This window comes from Sporolactobacillus terrae (assembly GCF_019930545.1).
GTDB classification, from domain to species: domain Bacteria; phylum Bacillota; class Bacilli; order Bacillales; family Sporolactobacillaceae; genus Sporolactobacillus; species Sporolactobacillus terrae.
In genome coordinates this window covers 3006465-3024388 of the sequence record NZ_CP082837.1, presented here as the reverse complement: position 1 = coordinate 3024388, position 17924 = coordinate 3006465, and the positions used below count along the sequence as shown (strand labels likewise).

General features: G+C 45.3%; 17 protein-coding genes. 8 read left to right on the top strand and 9 right to left on the bottom strand.

The window, feature by feature from the left end; translation table 11 throughout:
• Positions 1-77 precede the first annotated feature (77 nt).
• The 4 genes from queG (at position 78) to K7399_RS14545 (ending at position 4016) form a co-directional block, all read left to right on the top strand.
• The gene (queG, locus tag K7399_RS14560; protein ID WP_028983197.1) at positions 78-1235 is read left to right on the top strand and encodes a tRNA epoxyqueuosine(34) reductase QueG; all 1158 of its coding nucleotides are present in this window, start codon (positions 78-80) and stop codon (positions 1233-1235) included.
• 85 nt (positions 1236-1320) lie between these two features.
• A complete protein-coding gene (locus K7399_RS14555) occupies positions 1321-2145 on the top strand; it encodes an AraC family transcriptional regulator (protein WP_028983196.1) in 825 nt (274 codons plus the stop codon).
• Between the two features lie 89 nt (positions 2146-2234).
• On the top strand, positions 2235-3446 hold the full coding sequence (locus tag K7399_RS14550; RefSeq protein ID WP_128165958.1) for a multidrug efflux MFS transporter: 1212 nt from the start codon (positions 2235-2237) through the stop codon (positions 3444-3446).
• Positions 3447-3458: 12 nt separating this feature from the next.
• Positions 3459-4016 (top strand): hydrolase, encoded by a 558-nt coding sequence (locus K7399_RS14545; RefSeq protein ID WP_128165957.1) that lies wholly within the window; start codon positions 3459-3461, stop codon positions 4014-4016.
• A 154-nt stretch (positions 4017-4170) separates the two neighbouring features.
• Here K7399_RS14545 and K7399_RS14540 read toward each other — a convergent pair whose 3' ends face one another.
• The gene (locus K7399_RS14540) at positions 4171-5448 is read right to left on the bottom strand and encodes a YhgE/Pip domain-containing protein (protein ID WP_028976894.1); all 1278 of its coding nucleotides are present in this window, start codon (positions 5446-5448) and stop codon (positions 4171-4173) included.
• Between the two features lie 180 nt (positions 5449-5628).
• Between K7399_RS14540 and K7399_RS14535 the strand changes: the two genes are divergently transcribed.
• A complete protein-coding gene (locus K7399_RS14535) occupies positions 5629-6147 on the top strand; it encodes a TetR/AcrR family transcriptional regulator (protein ID WP_051575171.1) in 519 nt (172 codons plus the stop codon).
• 431 nt (positions 6148-6578) lie between these two features.
• On the opposite strand, the gene glmS is transcribed toward K7399_RS14535, so the two are convergent.
• The 6 genes from glmS to sigW all read right to left on the bottom strand — a co-directional run bounded on the left by glmS (position 6579) and on the right by sigW (position 13693).
• A complete protein-coding gene (gene glmS, locus K7399_RS14530; protein WP_028976893.1) occupies positions 6579-8384 on the bottom strand; it encodes a glutamine--fructose-6-phosphate transaminase (isomerizing) in 1806 nt (601 codons plus the stop codon).
• 552 nt (positions 8385-8936) lie between these two features.
• On the bottom strand, positions 8937-10292 hold the full coding sequence (gene glmM, locus K7399_RS14525) for a phosphoglucosamine mutase (protein ID WP_128165956.1): 1356 nt from the start codon (positions 10290-10292) through the stop codon (positions 8937-8939).
• A gap of 110 nt (positions 10293-10402) precedes the next feature.
• Entirely contained in the window at positions 10403-11761 is a 1359-nt protein-coding gene (locus tag K7399_RS14520; RefSeq protein ID WP_164875449.1) for a CdaR family protein, read from the bottom strand.
• A complete protein-coding gene (gene cdaA / locus K7399_RS14515) occupies positions 11754-12572 on the bottom strand; it encodes a diadenylate cyclase CdaA (RefSeq protein WP_010024497.1) in 819 nt (272 codons plus the stop codon). Before cdaA ends, K7399_RS14520 begins: the two co-directional genes overlap by 8 nt.
• 162 nt (positions 12573-12734) lie before the next feature.
• On the bottom strand, positions 12735-13118 hold the full coding sequence (locus tag K7399_RS14510) for an anti-sigma factor family protein (protein ID WP_028976891.1): 384 nt from the start codon (positions 13116-13118) through the stop codon (positions 12735-12737).
• Positions 13115-13693, bottom strand: coding sequence for an RNA polymerase sigma factor SigW (gene sigW / locus K7399_RS14505; protein ID WP_128165954.1), 579 nt, complete (start codon positions 13691-13693; stop codon positions 13115-13117). The genes K7399_RS14510 and sigW overlap by 4 nt, the downstream gene beginning before the upstream one ends.
• 256 nt (positions 13694-13949) lie before the next feature.
• Here sigW and K7399_RS14500 point away from each other — a divergent pair, with 256 nt between their 5' ends.
• The 3 genes from K7399_RS14500 (at position 13950) to K7399_RS14490 (ending at position 16127) form a co-directional block, all read left to right on the top strand.
• The gene (locus tag K7399_RS14500) at positions 13950-14126 is read left to right on the top strand and encodes an aspartyl-phosphate phosphatase Spo0E family protein (protein WP_164875448.1); all 177 of its coding nucleotides are present in this window, start codon (positions 13950-13952) and stop codon (positions 14124-14126) included.
• 154 nt (positions 14127-14280) lie between these two features.
• Positions 14281-14934, top strand: a complete 654-nt coding sequence (locus K7399_RS14495; protein ID WP_128165953.1) for a TetR/AcrR family transcriptional regulator — start codon at positions 14281-14283, stop codon at positions 14932-14934.
• A complete protein-coding gene (locus tag K7399_RS14490; protein WP_028983191.1) occupies positions 14931-16127 on the top strand; it encodes an Acg family FMN-binding oxidoreductase in 1197 nt (398 codons plus the stop codon). Before K7399_RS14495 ends, K7399_RS14490 begins: the two co-directional genes overlap by 4 nt.
• Positions 16128-16300: 173 nt before the next feature.
• Here K7399_RS14490 and K7399_RS14485 read toward each other — a convergent pair whose 3' ends face one another.
• Positions 16301-17092 carry an ABC transporter ATP-binding protein gene (locus K7399_RS14485; RefSeq protein WP_028976887.1) on the bottom strand — a complete coding sequence of 264 codons (792 nt, stop codon included), beginning with the start codon at positions 17090-17092 and terminating at the stop codon, positions 16301-16303.
• 15 nt (positions 17093-17107) lie between these two features.
• Positions 17108-17920, bottom strand: coding sequence for an ABC transporter permease (locus tag K7399_RS14480; protein ID WP_172969032.1), 813 nt, complete (start codon positions 17918-17920; stop codon positions 17108-17110).
• Positions 17921-17924 lie beyond the last annotated feature (4 nt).

Below are 17924 nucleotides of genomic sequence, written 5' to 3'. Positions count from 1 at the left end.
TTATCATGAGATCAGCTGCTTTGAACGCATGTATGCTGTTTTTTAAAGTGACAAGCAATGAAGGGATATAAATAGAAATGACGGATTTTCAAGAGCTGAAAGAACAGCTGATCAGATATAGTAAAGAAATCGGTGTGGACAAGATTGGCTTCACAACGGCCGATCCGTTCACGGAATTAAAGGCACGTCTCTACCGGCAGCGGGAACTCGGTTACCAGTCCGGATTCGAGGAGAAGGATATCGAAAAAAGAACTGAACCGTCGCTGCTCATGGACGGCGTGCAGTCGATTGTCTCAATCGCCATGGCCTATCCGAAGAAAATGGCCGAGCGCCCGGCAAACACGAAAGGTCATCGCCGCGGTGCTTTTGCCCGGGTTTCTTGGGGACAGGACTACCATACGATTCTGCGTAACCGCATGCAAAAGCTTGGCGAATTTCTCGTTGAAACGGTTCCGGGAGCTAAGTTCAAAAGCATGGTCGACACCGGGGAACTGTCAGATAGGGCAGTGGCTGAACGTGCCGGCATCGGCTGGGCGGGAAAAAGCACCAACCTGATTACGAAAGAATTCGGATCCTATGTTTATCTTGGCGAGATGCTGACCAATATCCCGTTTCCTCCGGACAAACCGGCGACCGACCTGTGCGGCGATTGTACAATCTGCATTGATCACTGCCCAACCGGAGCACTGGTTCAAGGCGGGCAGCTCAACAGCCAGAAATGCATCGCATATCTTACCCAGACCAAACAGGAGCTTCCGGAAGAATACAAAAAAGCGATCGGCAACAGACTCTATGGCTGCGACACCTGTCAGCAGGTATGCCCGTACAACCGTGATGTGGACAGCCATTTTCATGAGGAGATGGAGCCGGACCCGGAACTTTCCCGTCCCCTTCTCGCACCGCTGTTATCGCTTTCCAATCGTGCATTTAAAGAAACGTTCGGTGAACTTTCCGGTTCGTGGCGAGGAAAAAAGCCGATTCAGCGCAATGCGATTGTTGCACTCGGCAACTATAAGGAAGTTGCCGCGGCACCGGAACTGCTTCGCTTGCTTCACGATGACCCGCGTCCGGTGATCCGGCGCACGGTCACCTGGGCACTTCAGCAAATGTGGGATCGCCTTGAACCGGACATGCGTGCGCATATGATTCAATCCTTCGAAGACCTGCTTGCGAAAGAAGAGGATGAAAAAGTTCACCAGTGGATCAAGGCAAAGCTGGATGCTGAAGAAGGATAACGGCTGTTCGTCAGCATCACAGAGATAAAATGCCGAAAGTGCCAATTAAGGAAGCCATCCAATACTTTGGAAAGCCGGTGAGGTCATGTTGTCCGACCAACTTTTTTTCCATATTCATTATTGCAACCATCGATCATTCGATGATAAGGAGCGTCCACCGCGCAAAATAAACCGTACACTGTCCCACCACGAACTCATTCTTTTTACTGGCGGTTCCGGAACGATCGCCGTTGATAAGCGACATTATTCAATAAAAAAAGGCATGCTTTGCTACATCAGCCCCGGGCTCCATCATACATTTGAACCCGAATCGGGACCCGGCGGTTTTTTATCGGTTCATTTTAGCTGCGCGGAGGTGGAATGGAGTCAAAATCAGTGGATAATCCATGAATGCACAAAACAGCTGATGAAGAAACTGGGGAAACAATTAATGGATGCCTACGAGGTAGAAGCGTCGTTTCGACGCTTGACCGACTGCTGGGACCAGAAAAGACCCGGATACCCTTTTGCCGCACGGACCTTGCTACAGCAACTGTTCCTCGCCATTGCAGACAATGTCAGGAAACAGAATCAGAATTTCGCAAGTTCGCTAAAGGTGGAGCGAATTGTCGACTATATGCAAAAAAATTTATCGAAGCATATTACCTTGAATGAACTATCCGAGCTTATGCGATTGTCACCAACCTACCTAACAAGGATCTTTAAAGAAAGCACCGGTTCCTCCGTTATTTCTTATTTTAACCAGATGAAAATCGACAAGGCGAAGGAGCTGCTTCTTGACGGCGATCACAAGGTCAAGGACGTTGCGCATCTGCTTGGTTTTGCTGATGAATTTTATTTTAGTCGGCTATTTAAACGATCCGAAGGGATAAGTCCAATCGACTATTACAGCAAAAATGTCCATGGATAACAGGATCAACTATGGATCAGCCACTGATCTGTGTTTAAACTAATGGGTGTGATTATTCATCCTATCGTTGAATCGCGGAGGCTCAGATCATGCCGATTTGGAAAAAAAATTTAGTAGTTTGCTGGTTTGGCATGTTTGCGACAGGCATTGGCATGAGCCAAATTGCACCGGTGCTACCGCTGTACATCAGACATCTTGGTGTGGGTCAGGAAGCGGCAGTCGCTCAACTGTCCGGCATTGCATTTGGCAGTACCTTTATTTTGTCAGCCATTTTCTCACCCATTTGGGGATCGGTGGCCGATAAGTTTGGCCGAAAGCCTATGCTGCTTCGAGCTAGTCTGGGTATGGCAATCGTGATCGGCTGCATGGGGTTTGCCCCCAATGTCACTGTACTGATTGGGCTGCGCCTTTTACAAGGCGTGATCACCGGTTACAGCACAGCCTGTACGACGCTGATTGCTACGCAAACGGATCAAGAACATGCCGGCTGGGCGCTAGGTACACTTTCGACCGCCAACATAGCCGGTTCGCTGCTCGGTCCGCTCATCGGCGGATTTCTTAGTGAACATTTCGGATTGCAAAATGTATTTTTTATGACCGGCGCACTGATGATGGTCTCCTTTTTTACGACGCTTTTCTTCGTCAAGGAATCGTTTCAGCGTACCGATAAAAAAGTACGTCATGCCAAGGAGATTTGGCATCAAATCCCGGAAAAAAGTTTGACCGTTACCCTGTTTGTGACCGCATTTATCTTGACCATCGCCTTATATTCCGTTGAGCCGATTGTGACGGTATTCATGGGACATCTGACAAACAGCAGCCATCTTGCCCTGCTGTCCGGGCTTGCTTTTTCAGCGTCAGGGCTCGCGAATATCCTCGCCGCGCCGCGCTTAGGGAAGCTGTCCGATCGGATTGGCGCGCATAAGGTCATGGTCATTACGCTGTTTACGGCAGGCTTGCTTTTTATCCCGCAAGCTTTTGTCACCGCGCCATGGCAATTAATCGTGCTTCGATTTCTGTTCGGGCTTACGGCCGGCGGGCTAATGCCTTCCGTGAATATTATGATTCGCAAAATTACCCCCACCGCGCTGACCGGACGCGTATTCGGTTTTAGTATGTCCGCGATGTATTTAGGTGTTTTCGGTGGATCGGTTTTTGGCGGCCAGATTGCTGCATGGTTAAGTATTCGTGCGGTCTTTTTTGTCACTGCCGCACTGCTGCTCGTGAATGGCTTGTGGGTTTATTGTCGCGTCTATCGGCAAATCGCCGCGCAGCCCAGTCGAGCACAACACATAGGTTAAGGAGCGATGAAAATGAATAAAGATAAGACAGCCTTAGTCGTTATTGACCTGCAGAATGGGATTGTCAACAGTCAGCATGCCCCATACACAGGTGCACAAGTTGTGGAAAAGGCAACGAAACTGGTGAACACATTTACGAAAAATGGGGCCTTTGTTGCACTTGTACGCGTCTCTTCCTTTGATGGAAAGGATTGGTTTGTTCCGCAAACCGATGCAAATCGATCCGCATCGGGATTTCCTGATGGATGGGATCATTATGTACCTGAGCTGGATGCTTTTCAAAAGACCTACCGAATAACCAAACGGCAATGGGGCGCTTTTTTTGGAACCGACTTAGATTTGCAGCTGCGTCGCCGCGGCATTGATACCCTTGTATTATGCGGTATTTCAACCGGTATTGGTGTTGATACGACCGCGCGGGAAGCATATGCGCGCGCCTATCAGCAAATCTTTGTCGAAGATGCGATGACTGCATCAACTAAAGAAGAACATGATCACTGCATCACCCATATTTTCCCGCGAATCGGTAACGTCCGAACAACTGACGAAGTGCTGGCGATGTTGAAATAACTGTGATTTATCGTTCAGATATAGCTGTAAACGATAATACGTTTTATTAACTACAAAAGACAGAAGAAACCGCATTTTTCCATTGAAAAATGCGGCTGTTTCAAATAATAATTATTTACTTTTCAGGTTTATACCATTATTACACGTTTCGTATTTACTTAATGTCGATGCTCTTCTTCTTAGCATAAGTTGCTATAATCAATGATCCTAATCCTAGAATCGTAAAGATGAGGAACATCCAGATTGTTCCATTACTTGTTAAGTCAGCTCCTGTGTACAGAATATCCCTTAACGTTGACATATAGTGTCCAAATGGATTCCATGGAACAATATAGTTTTGATAAAATTCAGGAATCATTTGTTTTGGTAACATTACAGATTGTATTGTAAAGAATAGGAATAGGATAAAAATTGGAATTGTTGCCAACCCAATCCAAGACATGATTCCAACAAGTAATGATGAAAATCCTACTATAGCAAATGATATATATACTGCAGTTATAGCCGGCTGATTAAAGTCGAAGCTCATAACCCAATCTGTATAGTAGACATAGACAAATCCACCAATAAAACTTGAAACAATCATTCCGATTGGTAATAAGATTGCGTTTTTACTTTTCTGTTTTGTACTCAATAATTTATCATTATTTCTAAAAACGAAGAAAGTCAAAACAGATATAATCATTGAAGCTAACCAAATGGGCGTAAACATAACGCCTTGCGCATTACCGCTCGCCTGATGTTCTTTAATCTTATTAATGGATTGACTATCAACTTTGATTGGGTCTTTTAAGCTCCTTATATCCGACCCGGGTACATCAATATTATGATCTGATAAAATTTGAATGTTTTGATTACTGATTTGTTCATTGATTTTAGTCGTCATTCCACTTAGTATCTGCGTAGCAGCTTGTGCTAATTGTGGGTTTGCGCCCTCGTTTGCTACAATCTTTATTTCCGCATTCTGTGGTTTACTTAGTTGATTTTCAGAGCTTTGTGATACTTGCTCTTTCATTTTTTCAATTTGTTCTTTACTTAACTGACCTGAGTCTATCTTTTCTTTCATTTCAGCTTGCTTCTGCTTTATGATAATGCTTTGACTGTAGCTCATGGCGTTTTGAGAAAAGTTTTTGTCAATAATAATGGCACCGACATATTCTTTATTTTTCAGACCTTTAGTTAACTCTTTTTCATTCTTTATCTTATGCCATTCTATTGTATTATTACCATTTTTGCTTGAAGTCATCGTATCAACTAATTGTTTCCCAATATTGATTTCACTACCCTGAGCTTCTACTCCATGATCATTATTAACAACAGCTAAAGGTATATTTTTAGCTTTAGGATTATAGGCCGGATAAAAAGCCGTAGATAAAACCATTAAGATTAGAGATGCTACAATGGGAATAACCCAAATTAATTTGTTTTTCATTTAACAGTATCCTCCTTTTGGTCGTGTCGCGTAGATGACTGATCTTAAGACCTCCTTGCTTGACATTTTTTATTCTAACCGGCAACGTTTAAAATAAAATGGTCAGAAGTTGCGTATTTGAGATCTATGCCACACTTTTGATTAAATTGTTTCGTAAACATAGGTAATGGAGGAAAAGTTATGGATTTACGTAGTGAACGAACGATTAAATGGATTGAAGATACTTTTGTTGAATTGACACTTACCGAAGGCTTTTCAAGGGTAACTGTTAGTGAAATTGCAAATAAGGCGCAAATAAACCGTAAAACGTTTTATGCCCATTATTTAGATAAATATGACTTGGCTCAGAAATTAGCAGTCCAGGTTTTAAAAAGATATAAATTGCTGTTGGATCAACGGTTGATAGGCACAAATATAAGATTAAACAGCTTAATCGATTCTTTTCTTAAGAAAAAAGAAAATGTTCGACTTTTAAAAGCACTATTTACCATTCATACTGAAGAATTTGATTTCGAGGAGGAGTTCTCTAAATTATTAGTCAGTCAATTGAAAAAGCACGCAAAAGTAACCGATCCATTAGAAATTGAAATTCTTGTAAACATAGCCATCACAACAGGTAAATACTATTTAAATTCAGAAGAAAGTTTTTCTGTCGACAGACAAACAGGAATTATTCGAAGCATTCAAAAATTGATCTGAACCTTGATTCGAAAATTTTTTAGAAAATCAATTTTCACTTACATCTCTTGTGAGCATCTCTTCACAAAAAAACATGGACTAAAATGCCATGTTCAATATTACAACACTATTCAATTCATTTACCAACTTATTCATCAGGTACAGTAAAGAACTTTTTTTGGACGGTACAACTGATAATTAAAAAAGCAGACGGTTGTACGCAGTTGATGGATAAATCGTAATGGTGAGAAGAGGGGAGTTCTGTCCGATCCTACCGTGAACAATACCCACCACCATAGTAGATGACCCCTTCCTTACCATGGAAGTGCTCTACCAAACCGGAGTATGGGAAACGTAGCTCCGCGACCACTGCTTCTTTAAGAACGCAATCCTATTTATCAAAAACAAAAAAACAGGCAAGTACACGAGTATGTACTTGCCTGTTTCTATTTTTATTCCACCGTAACTGATTTTGCTAGGTTACGTGGTTTATCGACATCGCATTCGTTCTGCAGGGCTGCGTAGTACGCAATTAGCTGCAGGGGAACGGCGCAAACAAGTGGTGCTAGGACTGGATGCACGTTCGGGAGTACGATTCGGTCGCCTTTTTGATTCGTGACTCCGTCCATGCTGATGATGCACGTGTGGGCGCCGCGTGCGGCAACCTCTTCAACATTGCTGCGAATGCTGTTGTTGACTTTTTGCTGGGTCGCATAAGCGAATACCGGTGTACCTTCTTCGATCAGCGCAATCGTTCCGTGCTTGAGCTCACCGCCGGCAAAACCTTCTGCTTGAATGTAGGAGACTTCTTTCAGCTTCAGCGCAGCTTCCATGCAGACATAGTAGTCGAGCGCGCGTCCGATGTAGAAAGCGTTGCGCGTAATCGAGAGGTACTCGCGTGCCACTTCTTTGAGCTGCGCTTTCTCATCGATCATTTGTTCCATGCCTTGAGCAGCAAGGCTCAGTTCATGAACGAGATCGAAGCCGAGCTTAGTCCCTTTCTTTTGTGCAGCAGCTACCGACATGAAGGCGAAAACAGCAATCATCGCTGTATAGGCTTTGGTTGAAGCAACCGCAATTTCCGGACCGGCAAAGAGCAGCATTTTGTGATCTGCTTCACGATACAGTGTAGAGCCTTCGACGTTGGTCATGGTCAGTGTCGGATAGCCGAGCTTCTTGACTTTGACCAGCACAGCGCGGCTGTCGGCCGTCTCCCCGCTCTGGGAAATGAAGATGAATAGCGGCTTTTTCGACAGAAGCGGCATATTATAGGAAAATTCACTGGAAATATGCACTTCCGTTGGTATACCGGCAACGGTCTCAAGTAAATGCTTACCGGCGAGTCCGGCATGGTAGCTCGTGCCGCAGGCAATGATGTAGATTCGATCAGCATCGTTGATCGCGCTCGTGATCGTCGGATCGAGCGTGATTTTACCGTCCGTGCTGCTGTATTCCTGCAGCAGGCGGCGCATCACGGCTGGCTGTTCATCGATTTCCTTCAGCATATAATGCGGGTAAGCGCCTTTTTCCGTATCATTTGCATCAAAGGAAACCGTATACGGCTTGCGCGTTGTGACCGTTCCGTCAAGATCCTTAATCGTATAGCTGTCGCGCTTCAGAATAACGATTTCTTCATCCATCAGTTCGACATAACGCTTCGTTTTTTGGATCATTGCCGTTGCATCGCTGGCAACAACATTGAATCCTTCGCCAAGACCGATTAAGAGCGGACTTTTATTCTTTGCAACATACAGCGTTGCGTCATCCTTTGCATCAACCAACGCAAATGCATAAGAGCCGTCGAGCAGCTTCAGTGTTTTCCGCAGTGCTTCTTCGGTGCCAAGTCCTTGATCGGCAAACTTTTCGATCAATTGAACGACGACTTCCGTGTCTGTCTCGCTTTTCAACGTGACACCTGTCAGATAATCTGCCTTCAACTGTGCGTAGTTTTCGATCACGCCGTTGTGAACAAGTGTGAAACGGCCGGACGCACTCTGGTGCGGGTGCGCATTGCGTTTGTTCGGCTGGCCGTGTGTTGCCCAACGTGTATGGCCTATGCCGAGTGTCGCATGTACCGCCGGATCTACCGAATTGCGCAGAACGGCGATCCGTCCTTTTTCCTTAAATACATGAACACCGTCATCATTAAGCAGGGCAATGCCGGCTGAATCATAGCCGCGGTATTCGAGATTGCTGAGTCCCTTAAGCAAAATGTCACGTGCATCTTCGTTACCAATGTAACCTACAATACCACACATAGGAAATGTCCTCCTTGTGAGGCAAGATGCATATTAAGATGCAATAACCATCATGAATAGGGCAGTCTTGCCCCACTTGTTTTTTATTTTTCTTGCCTATGCGCTTGCAGCACAGCTTCTGTCCAGAAAGTTGCCTTCCTGTTTTGGGTCTGTGCTCACGGTTGCAAGCATACCGAGAGGCATCCGCCGAATGATTCGATTAACCTCCTCCTCGTCAACTATTCCGGTCTTTCTCCGTCCTTTGGAATAGTCCAGGCGCTTTCTATTCAGTTGTCCCAATCCTCACTTTCCTTCTTGAGTTACAACCACATATTACTTGAAACAAAAAGGCGCGTCAATCCTTTTTGAGCATGGAGTTCTTTGAACTTACATGGTATATCTATGCAGCACAGGGCCGTCCCGTAACCGCTTTAAAATAATATTGGCGCACACAGCGAAAATCATGGTGTTCACACCTTTTATTCAGAAAACTGGGCTGGCCTTGGTTCCTTACGTTCACTCTGATATACGGTTGATTCAGTCAACCTTGACCCTGACTGCTGCTGATCCGTGTTATTGAATCTCTCCGCCGATCGCTTCAACAACTTTTTGCGCGATCCGTTCCACGTAGGCATCGCAGGCTTCCTCAGTTGGAGCTTCAGCCATAACGCGGATCAAGGATTCTGTTCCTGATGGCCGTACGAGTACGCGCCCGTCACCAGCCATATCCGTTTCTACATCCTTAATTACCGCAGCTACTTCAGGATTTTCAGTGACGTGGAACTTGTCGGCAACTTTGATGTTGACCAACTTCTGTGGGTAGGTTTTCACACTCGCAGCAAGTTCGGACAGCTTTTTGCCGGTTACTTTCATGATGTTCACGAGCTGAAGCGCCGTCAGCATGCCGTCGCCGGTGGTTGAATGCTCAAGGAAGATAATGTGTCCGGATTGCTCTCCGCCGAGTACATAACCACCATCACGCATTTCTTCCATAACATACCGGTCGCCGACTTTCGTCTGCTTCGTTTCAATTTGCTGTGTTTGAAGTGCCTTGTATAAACCAAGATTACTCATCACAGTTGTTACTAATGTATCTTTCGTCAAGCGTCCTTTTGATTTTAAATACGTTGCGCAGATGTACATAATCTTATCGCCGTCAATGATGTTGCCAAGTTCATCGACAGCAATCAAACGGTCACCATCGCCGTCAAAGGCTAAACCAACATCGGCTGCTTTTTCAACGACCAGCGCCGACAAGGCTTCCGGATGCGTTGATCCGACACCGGCATTAATGTTCTTCCCATTCGGTGATGTCCCAATCGTTACAATGTCTGCTTCTAAATCAGCAAAAAGATGCGGTGCGAGTGCACTCGTTGATCCGTGCGCGCAATCCAAGGCAATCTTGAAGGTTGAAAAGTCTTCCTCTTGAATCGTTTGCTTCAGAAATTGAAGGTATTTCTGACCACCTTCAAAGTAGTCACTGGAGACGCCCAGATCGCCGCCAATTGGCCGAGGCAGATCATCTTTGTCTTTTGCCAGCAGGGTTTCAATGGTCGCTTCCACTTCGTCGCTTAACTTGAAACCATCGCTGCCAAAAAATTTAATGCCATTGTCTTCGACCGGATTATGTGATGCAGAGATCATGATACCGGCGCTGGCATCCATGGCTTTCGTTAAGTAAGCGACACCTGGCGTTGAGACAACTCCCAGCCGCATAACTTCGACGCCAATGGAGAGCAAACCGGAAATAAGCGCACTTTCGAGCATATAACCGGAAATGCGCGTATCCCGACCAACCAGAACCTTCGGATGCTCAGTCGTCTTCGTTAATGCGTAACCGCCGGCCCGACCCAACTTAAATGCCAATTCGGGTGTCAAACCGAGATTTGCAATGCCTCTGACTCCATCCGTTCCAAAGTACTTTGCCATAATATCAATCGCTCCTATCTTTCCTCGTCCAAATTCCGCCGCTTTATTTTAAACTCAGGATTGAATTCTGTCAAAGGGTGTTTCATCCCCTACACAAAGAACCCTATTCGTTAACTAATACGCACACTGACGGTCTCCGGAAGTGTCTTTATCTTATATTTATCTGACAAGTTGACGGTGACCGCGGTGACCGGTACTTTGTGTGTCCCTGAATCAAGGCCGCTTAGATCCACTTCCGCTTCCAAATCATTTTTTGTCAGCTGATTCAAATCGTCTTCTGTTCCGGAAACAGAAACAGCTACCTGATCGTCCTTAACAAAAGAGGCAGTTTTGCCGTTCTCAAGTCCAGTGACCTTAATTGGGATATTCGTAAAATCTTTTGTTTGTTTGTCCGTACTCGAATCAGAAGTTGAATCGGCGCTTGAATCCGCGCTTTCTGAATTTGCTGCTGCCGTACTTGAATCAGCGGAGCGATCTTCTGACTCGACGCTTGTTTCATCGCTGTCTTCACGTTCAATATGAACCGTGACCTCAATCTTCTCAGGATCTACAGACTCTGCGTCAGAGGGTACCGGTACAGATACAGAAAATGTTTTATCTTTTTTCAATCCATCAACGGAAACAGGCAAAGGATCGAGCGCTTTAATTCGATTAAGTGCTTCACTGTCCTGTGCGGTCACAGCGACTTCGTTTGTCGATTGTTCCACCGAGGAAACCGCGTATCCCTTTGCCGGTGTCCCGGTTGTTTCCGTTTTAATAGGTAATTTTTTCAAAACCTGCTCAATCGGTACCCGGACATGAATCGATGATGGCTTGATCGTGACATCAACCTGATCGCCGTTGTTATTATACGCATGAAGGCTGATCATTTTGTCTACGGTATCCGCCGCATTTTTAACGTCGACCACACCTTTGATAAAGGCAATGGAATCCACAGTATTCTCACCACCGGTAACGGTAACCGTCTTCGTGTCAATCGCCGGATCGCCGATTGAGTAGCCGTCCGCTAACGCATCTTTGTTCAAGACGTCTACACCAACCGGGAGCTCTTTGCTCGTCTTTTTTTGAATGGTGACACGAACCGTCTTTGGCGATGGGCGGACCGTTAATCCGGAGGGGAAACCGCGTGTGTGTACTTGAGCGTCATAGGTACCAGGTTTCATGCCGGTCAGATCCAAGTAAACACTTTTGGTGCTCGGAAGCTTCGCTTTAAGAATCGACTCATTGGAACCGTTCAAATGCACATTAATTGTTTGCGGTGCACCACTGACCACATATTGGCTTTCATCATAGCGGATCGCCAGCTTCTCATTCACGACTGTCGTTTGCTGGGTAGGGTTAACCGCCACATTGGCTGTTGATCCCGGCGCGTTTCCGCCGTCTCCGGCGGAAACAACCCCATACAGCATTAGAGCGAGAACAAAGGATATAATTTTAACCAACCAATTGTTATTAAATAGTTTATCCATTGTGCTTTCCTCTCCAATTCCAGCGAACCGGCGACTGATTATCCGACTCGTCCAGCTCATGTTGAAGCATTTCCTGCAAGCGTTCCTCGCTAATCTCACGGAACATCTCGCCGTTTTTGGTCACGGTGATTCCGCCCGTTTCTTCTGAAACAACGACCGTCAATGAGTCGGTGACTTCGCTGACCCCCATCGCCGCACGATGCCTTGTCCCTAGTTCCTTTGAGATAAACGGACTCTCGGACAGCGGCAGGTAGCAGGCGGCAGCGACAACCTCTGTACCGCGGATAATGACAGCGCCATCATGAAGCGGCGTATTCGGGATAAAGATATTGATAAGCAGTTGTGAAGTCAAATTCCCATTAAGCTGAATCCCTGTCTCGATATATTCATTAAGTCCCGTCTTGCGTTCAATCGACATAAGGGCGCCGATCCGCCGCTTGGCCATATAGGAGGTTGCCTTAACAATAGCATCGGCCATTTGCTTATGTTCTTCCTCAACCTGGGTCCCTCTGGAAAATAAGCGTCCGCGTCCAAGCTGCTCGAGCAAACGGCGCAGCTCCGGTTGAAAAATAACAATGATCGCGAACAATCCGTAGGTAATCGCATTGTTCAAGATCCATTCCAGCGTACGCAGTTGAAACAAGCTGCTTAGAAACCACACAGCAACGATCACGAGGATCCCTTTTGCCAGCTGGACTGCCTTTGTGCCTCGAATAATCATAATCACTTTGTAGATCACATAAGTGACAATCAAAATGTCGATGATGTCTGTTAAGTAGTTCAATATGTTAATATGAGTCCACAAAGGCATCGCTTTTCATCCTCCAAATCAACCATCGTTCTCAATTCGTACCGACCATCTTAGTTTTACTCGATCATTCCGACTTAAACATCCAATCTTAAGTTCGAATCAGATTTTATACTGAATCGTTCTATATCTATGACACGCTTTTGAAAAAATGAAACAAGCTGGTCAGGTTTGATCCCCCAAACCTTTGATTAGAACATAATTATTTTTTTCGCGCACTTGCCGGCGTGCACCAATCATTACCAGTGACATCGGTACCACGCAAATCGCCATCGTTGTAAGCACCGGATGTTGGCTGCCCCAGCGCCGGATTGCGTGACGTTTCTCAGGGGGCAATTGTTCTAACACAGTTTTCGTAAATACAGCCGGCAATTGCGGGTGGGCAAGTCGGCGAAGCAGCTCGGTCGACGCCTTAAGTTCATTAAAATGAATTCGGCATGTATCGCAACTCGCCAAATGCTCAAACAATTGCTGTTTCTCTTGATCTGTAGCTTCTTGATCCAATACTTTATTCATTAATGAAAGATATTTTACACTTGAGCAGCTCACGTTTGTTTGCCTCCCTTGACCGTCATATTTTTTCTCAGCATTTCTCGGCCACGGTGAATTCGTGTCTTCACTGTTCCAACTGGAATTTCCATAATTTCACTGATTTCCTTCAAGCTTAAATCTTCAATATATTTCAGTACCACTGCTGACCGGTATTTCTCCGGCAGTTTGTCAATCTCATGCTGTACGAATGCTTCAGTCTCTTTGCGTAAGATGCGCTCCTCAAGATGCTCGCCTTCGTCCGGGAGAATGGCGTTTAAAGTCAGATCCTCCGTCCCCGGTACAGACGCATCAAGAGAAACCGTGTTCTTTCTGCGACGCAAAAAGTCGATCGACAGATTCGTTGCGATCCGAAACAGCCACGTTGAAAATTTTCGCTCCTGATCATACTGGTCGATATGGTTATAGGCGCGAATAAAAGCCTCCTGTGACAAATCCTCCGCTTCCTGTACCTGGCCTACCATACGCAGACAGATGGCAAACACACTGTTTTTATACCGTTCAACGAGTAGGGCAAAAGCCTGATGATCTCTTTTTTTAACCTTTTTAATCAGTCGCTTCTCTGTTTGATCCATAGTTACCTCTCTGTTTGAAGCATTATTAACTACGCAAGATACTTATATCAAGTTTCATTGTTGTATCAAGGCAATGATTAAAAATGAGTGCTTTCGACTTATTCTTACAGCTCATTCATTGCCTTATTTCTGTGCTGTTATTCGTGATCAAACGGAAGGATACGGCGGTCATCCGCAAGAGAATCATATTTGTTTGAAATATACAATTCGGGGTAATCTTTATACTAAAGCAAGCATAAAGCCTGGAGGTGGACCAATGGACAAGCAAGAACTTATCAGTCAAATCGAAGTCCTGAGAACCAGGATGATACGTGCTGCAGCAGATGAGCCACTAACCTCGCCAAAAATTCAAGGAATCAGTCAATGTCTTGACCAATTACTCAATCAATACGCAAGACTGTTTCAACAACGTTCAAAAACGGTCTGCCAATAATCCTGCAGACATTAAAAGTATACCATAAATGACACATTCTTTAACCAAACAATGCTTGTTCCTCTTGACAGGAGCAGGCTTTTTCTATTCAATAAAAGTAAACCAATAGTTTACTTTTTCGATTGTCATTCGATTGTCAAAGGGAGGAAAAAAATTGGCGTCAAAACGAGAGGTAGAAAAGCAACGGAAGAAAGCCACCATTATCGATGCAGCCGAACAACTCTTTTTCTCAAAAGGCTACGAACAGGCTACGATGGACGATTTGCATGCTGCTGCACACCTCAGCAAACGCACCCTTTACGTCTATTTCACCAGTAAAGAACAGATTTACTTCGAGATTATGATCCGCGGCTACAAAAAGTTGATTGCGCTGCTTGATGAAGCCCCTCAGACCGCATCGGTCATTGAACGCCTGAGACATATGGCAGATACCTTCTACCAATTCAGTAAAATGTACCCGCAGTACTTCTCAGCGATTTTCTCCTATGAAAACCGCACGACTGATTTTACGCAAAGTGTGCCGGACCCCTCAAAAGAGGAATGTTATGCGCTTGGGGAAGTTGTGCTCGGAAAGTTCACCGCCCTTTTACAGGAAGGTAAAAATGAAGGGGTGCTTCAAATCGATCAAGATGTCACGCTGACAGCGATGATCCTCTGGTCATCCATGAGCGGCGTGCTGCGTACAGCAAAACTGAAGAAAAATTATTTGGAGAACGATCATGCCATCTCACCTGAGTCCCTGATCAACCAAGCGTTTGTGCTGATGATGCGTTCTATCCGAAACAATTCCGGAGGTTCATTAAAATGAAAACAGAAGGTGTGAAAAAAAACATGCTGATTCTCACTGCCTGCCTGCTCGCCACTCTCTTCCTTTTTCTAGTCGTCCTGTTTGCCGCCGGAGGACTTTTCCAGACGAAAACCTATCTTCAGCCTTGGGACAAAACATACGCCAAAAATTTTAAAGATCCGCGCATCCGCCTCGCTGCCTACGGTCTGCTCGCAGCCAACGGGCACAACATGCAGCCCTGGATCATTAAGCTGGACAAAAAGGATGCCATGACCTTTTATTTGTTCGCCGACCCAGAACGCATGTCGCTGCAAGCCGATCCTGAAGCGCGGCAGCTGATGGTCACTCAAGGTACCTTTCTCGACTATGTTGCCGTCGCCGGGCAATCCATCGGCTTTTCGGTCTCCATCACCCTGTTCCCCAAAGGCACTTATGATGAAAACCATCTTCAGCACAGCATGACCGTGCAGCCCGTTGCCAAAATTCAATTAAAGAAAGCAGCACCCAAACCGTCTCCGCTCTTTAATAGCATTTATATTCCCGATACAAATCGAGAGGCTTATCAATCAAAAAAGTTAACCGCCGCACAAACGCTTGCGATTGAAGCGCTCGGAGATTCACAAGACGTTGAAACGCATGTTTACCAAGACCGCAAGAACGTGCAAACGCTCGGAAAAATCGCTATGGATAGCGCTGAGATTGAAGCGCAAACCAAACGCGTGATGGATGAAGCCGCAGCAATCTTCCGGGCCAACGAATACCAGAAAAACCAAACACGTTACGGATTTTCCTTGGAAGGGCAAGGTACATCCGGATTCAAGCTTTACTTCATGCAAGGCTTGATCACCCTGTTTCCATTCCTGAACAGCGACAAAGCTTCTGCTGATTTGATGATTCAATCCACGCGAACCGCGCTTGATCACACGCCTGCCTATGCAATGATCACAACAGAGGAGAACAGCCGCGCAAGCCAAGTAAAAAGCGGTATGATCTACAGCCGTCTGACACTAACCGCCGCCCATCTCGGACTCGCTGTTCAACCGGTCAGCCAGGCATTGGAAGAATATCCGGAGATGCACGATCCCTATCAGAACATCCATCATTTATACGCGCCAAACGGTCAAACCATTCAGATGCTCGTACGCATTGGAACACCAACGAAAACCGTCCCGCAATCCATGCGTCGAGACATTATCGATTTAATCAAGCACTAAACACATATAGGAATTAAATGAAAACGATCAAAAGAGAACACTTGAACGGCAAACAAACGGAGACTCTGCCCGATCGGCAAAGTCTCCGTTGTTCTTTTTTATGGAGCCCAGCGGGATACCGCCATAGGTTTCTTTTAGTGTACTTAGTTAATTAATTTCTGCGAATGAACTGCTTACAGCGCATTCATGCCTTTTAACGTTTCGTTTCTAATTAATTCAACCGCCTGCGCCTTATAATCAAGAAATTTTTTGGATGTTTTAATATGGTAATCTCTTGGTCTTGGAAATTCAATTGGTATTATTTCTTTTATTTTTCCAGGGCGCGATTCCATAACAACAACACGGTCAGCCATAAAAATTGCTTCATCAATATCATGAGTAACCAAAATAACGGTTTTTTGAGATCGTTGCCAAACATCTAGCAGTAGTTCCTGCATCAGACTCCGTGTCTGCATGTCCAACGCGCCGAATGGCTCATCAAGCAAAATCACATCAGGATCATTTGCCAGTGCACGTGCAATAGCAACGCGCTGTTTCATTCCCCCAGACAACGCCTTAGGATATGCATTTTCAAACCCCTTTAATCCAACAATCTCAATATATTCTTCAGCAATCTTTGCTCGCTCTAAGGCCGGCATTCCTTTTTCACGCATACCGAATTCTATGTTTTTTTGAACCGTTAACCATGGAAAAAGGGTGTACGACTGAAAAACCATCCCTCGATCAGCACCTGGATCCACGATCTCGCTTCCATTAATCAACACGGTTCCTTCAGAAGGTGTTTCGAGCCCACCGATAATTCGAAGCAAGGTCGATTTCCCACATCCCGATGCGCCAAGAATTGAAACAAATTCTTTGTCTCTCACTTCAAGATTGATCTCGCTCAGCGCCTGAATTGTCCGTTCCTTTTGCTTAAATGTTTTCGACAGACTTGAGATCACGAGTTTTTGAACGGGTTTACTCATGTGCGCTCATCCTCCTTAGCTCCATGGGAATAATCGTTTTGACAGAAATTTGAATAGATAATCAAAGATAAGGCCGATCAGCCCAATAATCAGGATGCCGACAAAAATATTGGATGTTTTCAGCATTCGCTGCGATTGAATAATCATATATCCGATTCCGGAAGATGCGCCCACCAACTCAGCAACAATAATATAAGTCCAGGCCCAGCCAAGCACCATGCGCAAAGAGTCCATAATACTGGGCATACTAGCCGGTAAAATCACCCGCCATAAGACTGCTGCCCGCGATGTACCAAGTGTGTAGGATACATCAATGAGATCGGTCTGGACGCTTTTTGTAGCCGCTGCAACCATTAGAATTAACTGAGGAAAACTCCCCATAAAAATGACTGCTATTTTTTGTGACTCGCTGACCCCAATCCAAAGAATGAAAAGGGGAATGAAAGCAGATGCCGGCAAATAGCGGACAAACGACATGAGTGGCTCGAGAAATCCTTCAATCGGCTTATAGGTGCCAAGCATGATGCCCAGCGGAACCGCAATCACAGCTGCCAAAAGAAAACCAACGAGCACGCGAAGAACGGTTACCCATATATCATGAGTAAAATTCAGTTGTGTGAACAGATCAACGGCAGCTCCATAGGTAGCCGTTGGCGTAGGAAGAAATATAGGATCAACCATCCCCCCGTACGTCAGAATACCCCAGACTGCCAATACAACAAAGAAGCCGATGACTCCTAATGTTAGATACAAACTGTGCTTGATGTTTGTCATTGGTGTAAATAACCTTTTCAGCGATGTACCTGGTTTTTTTCCATTTTTATTCATTCTC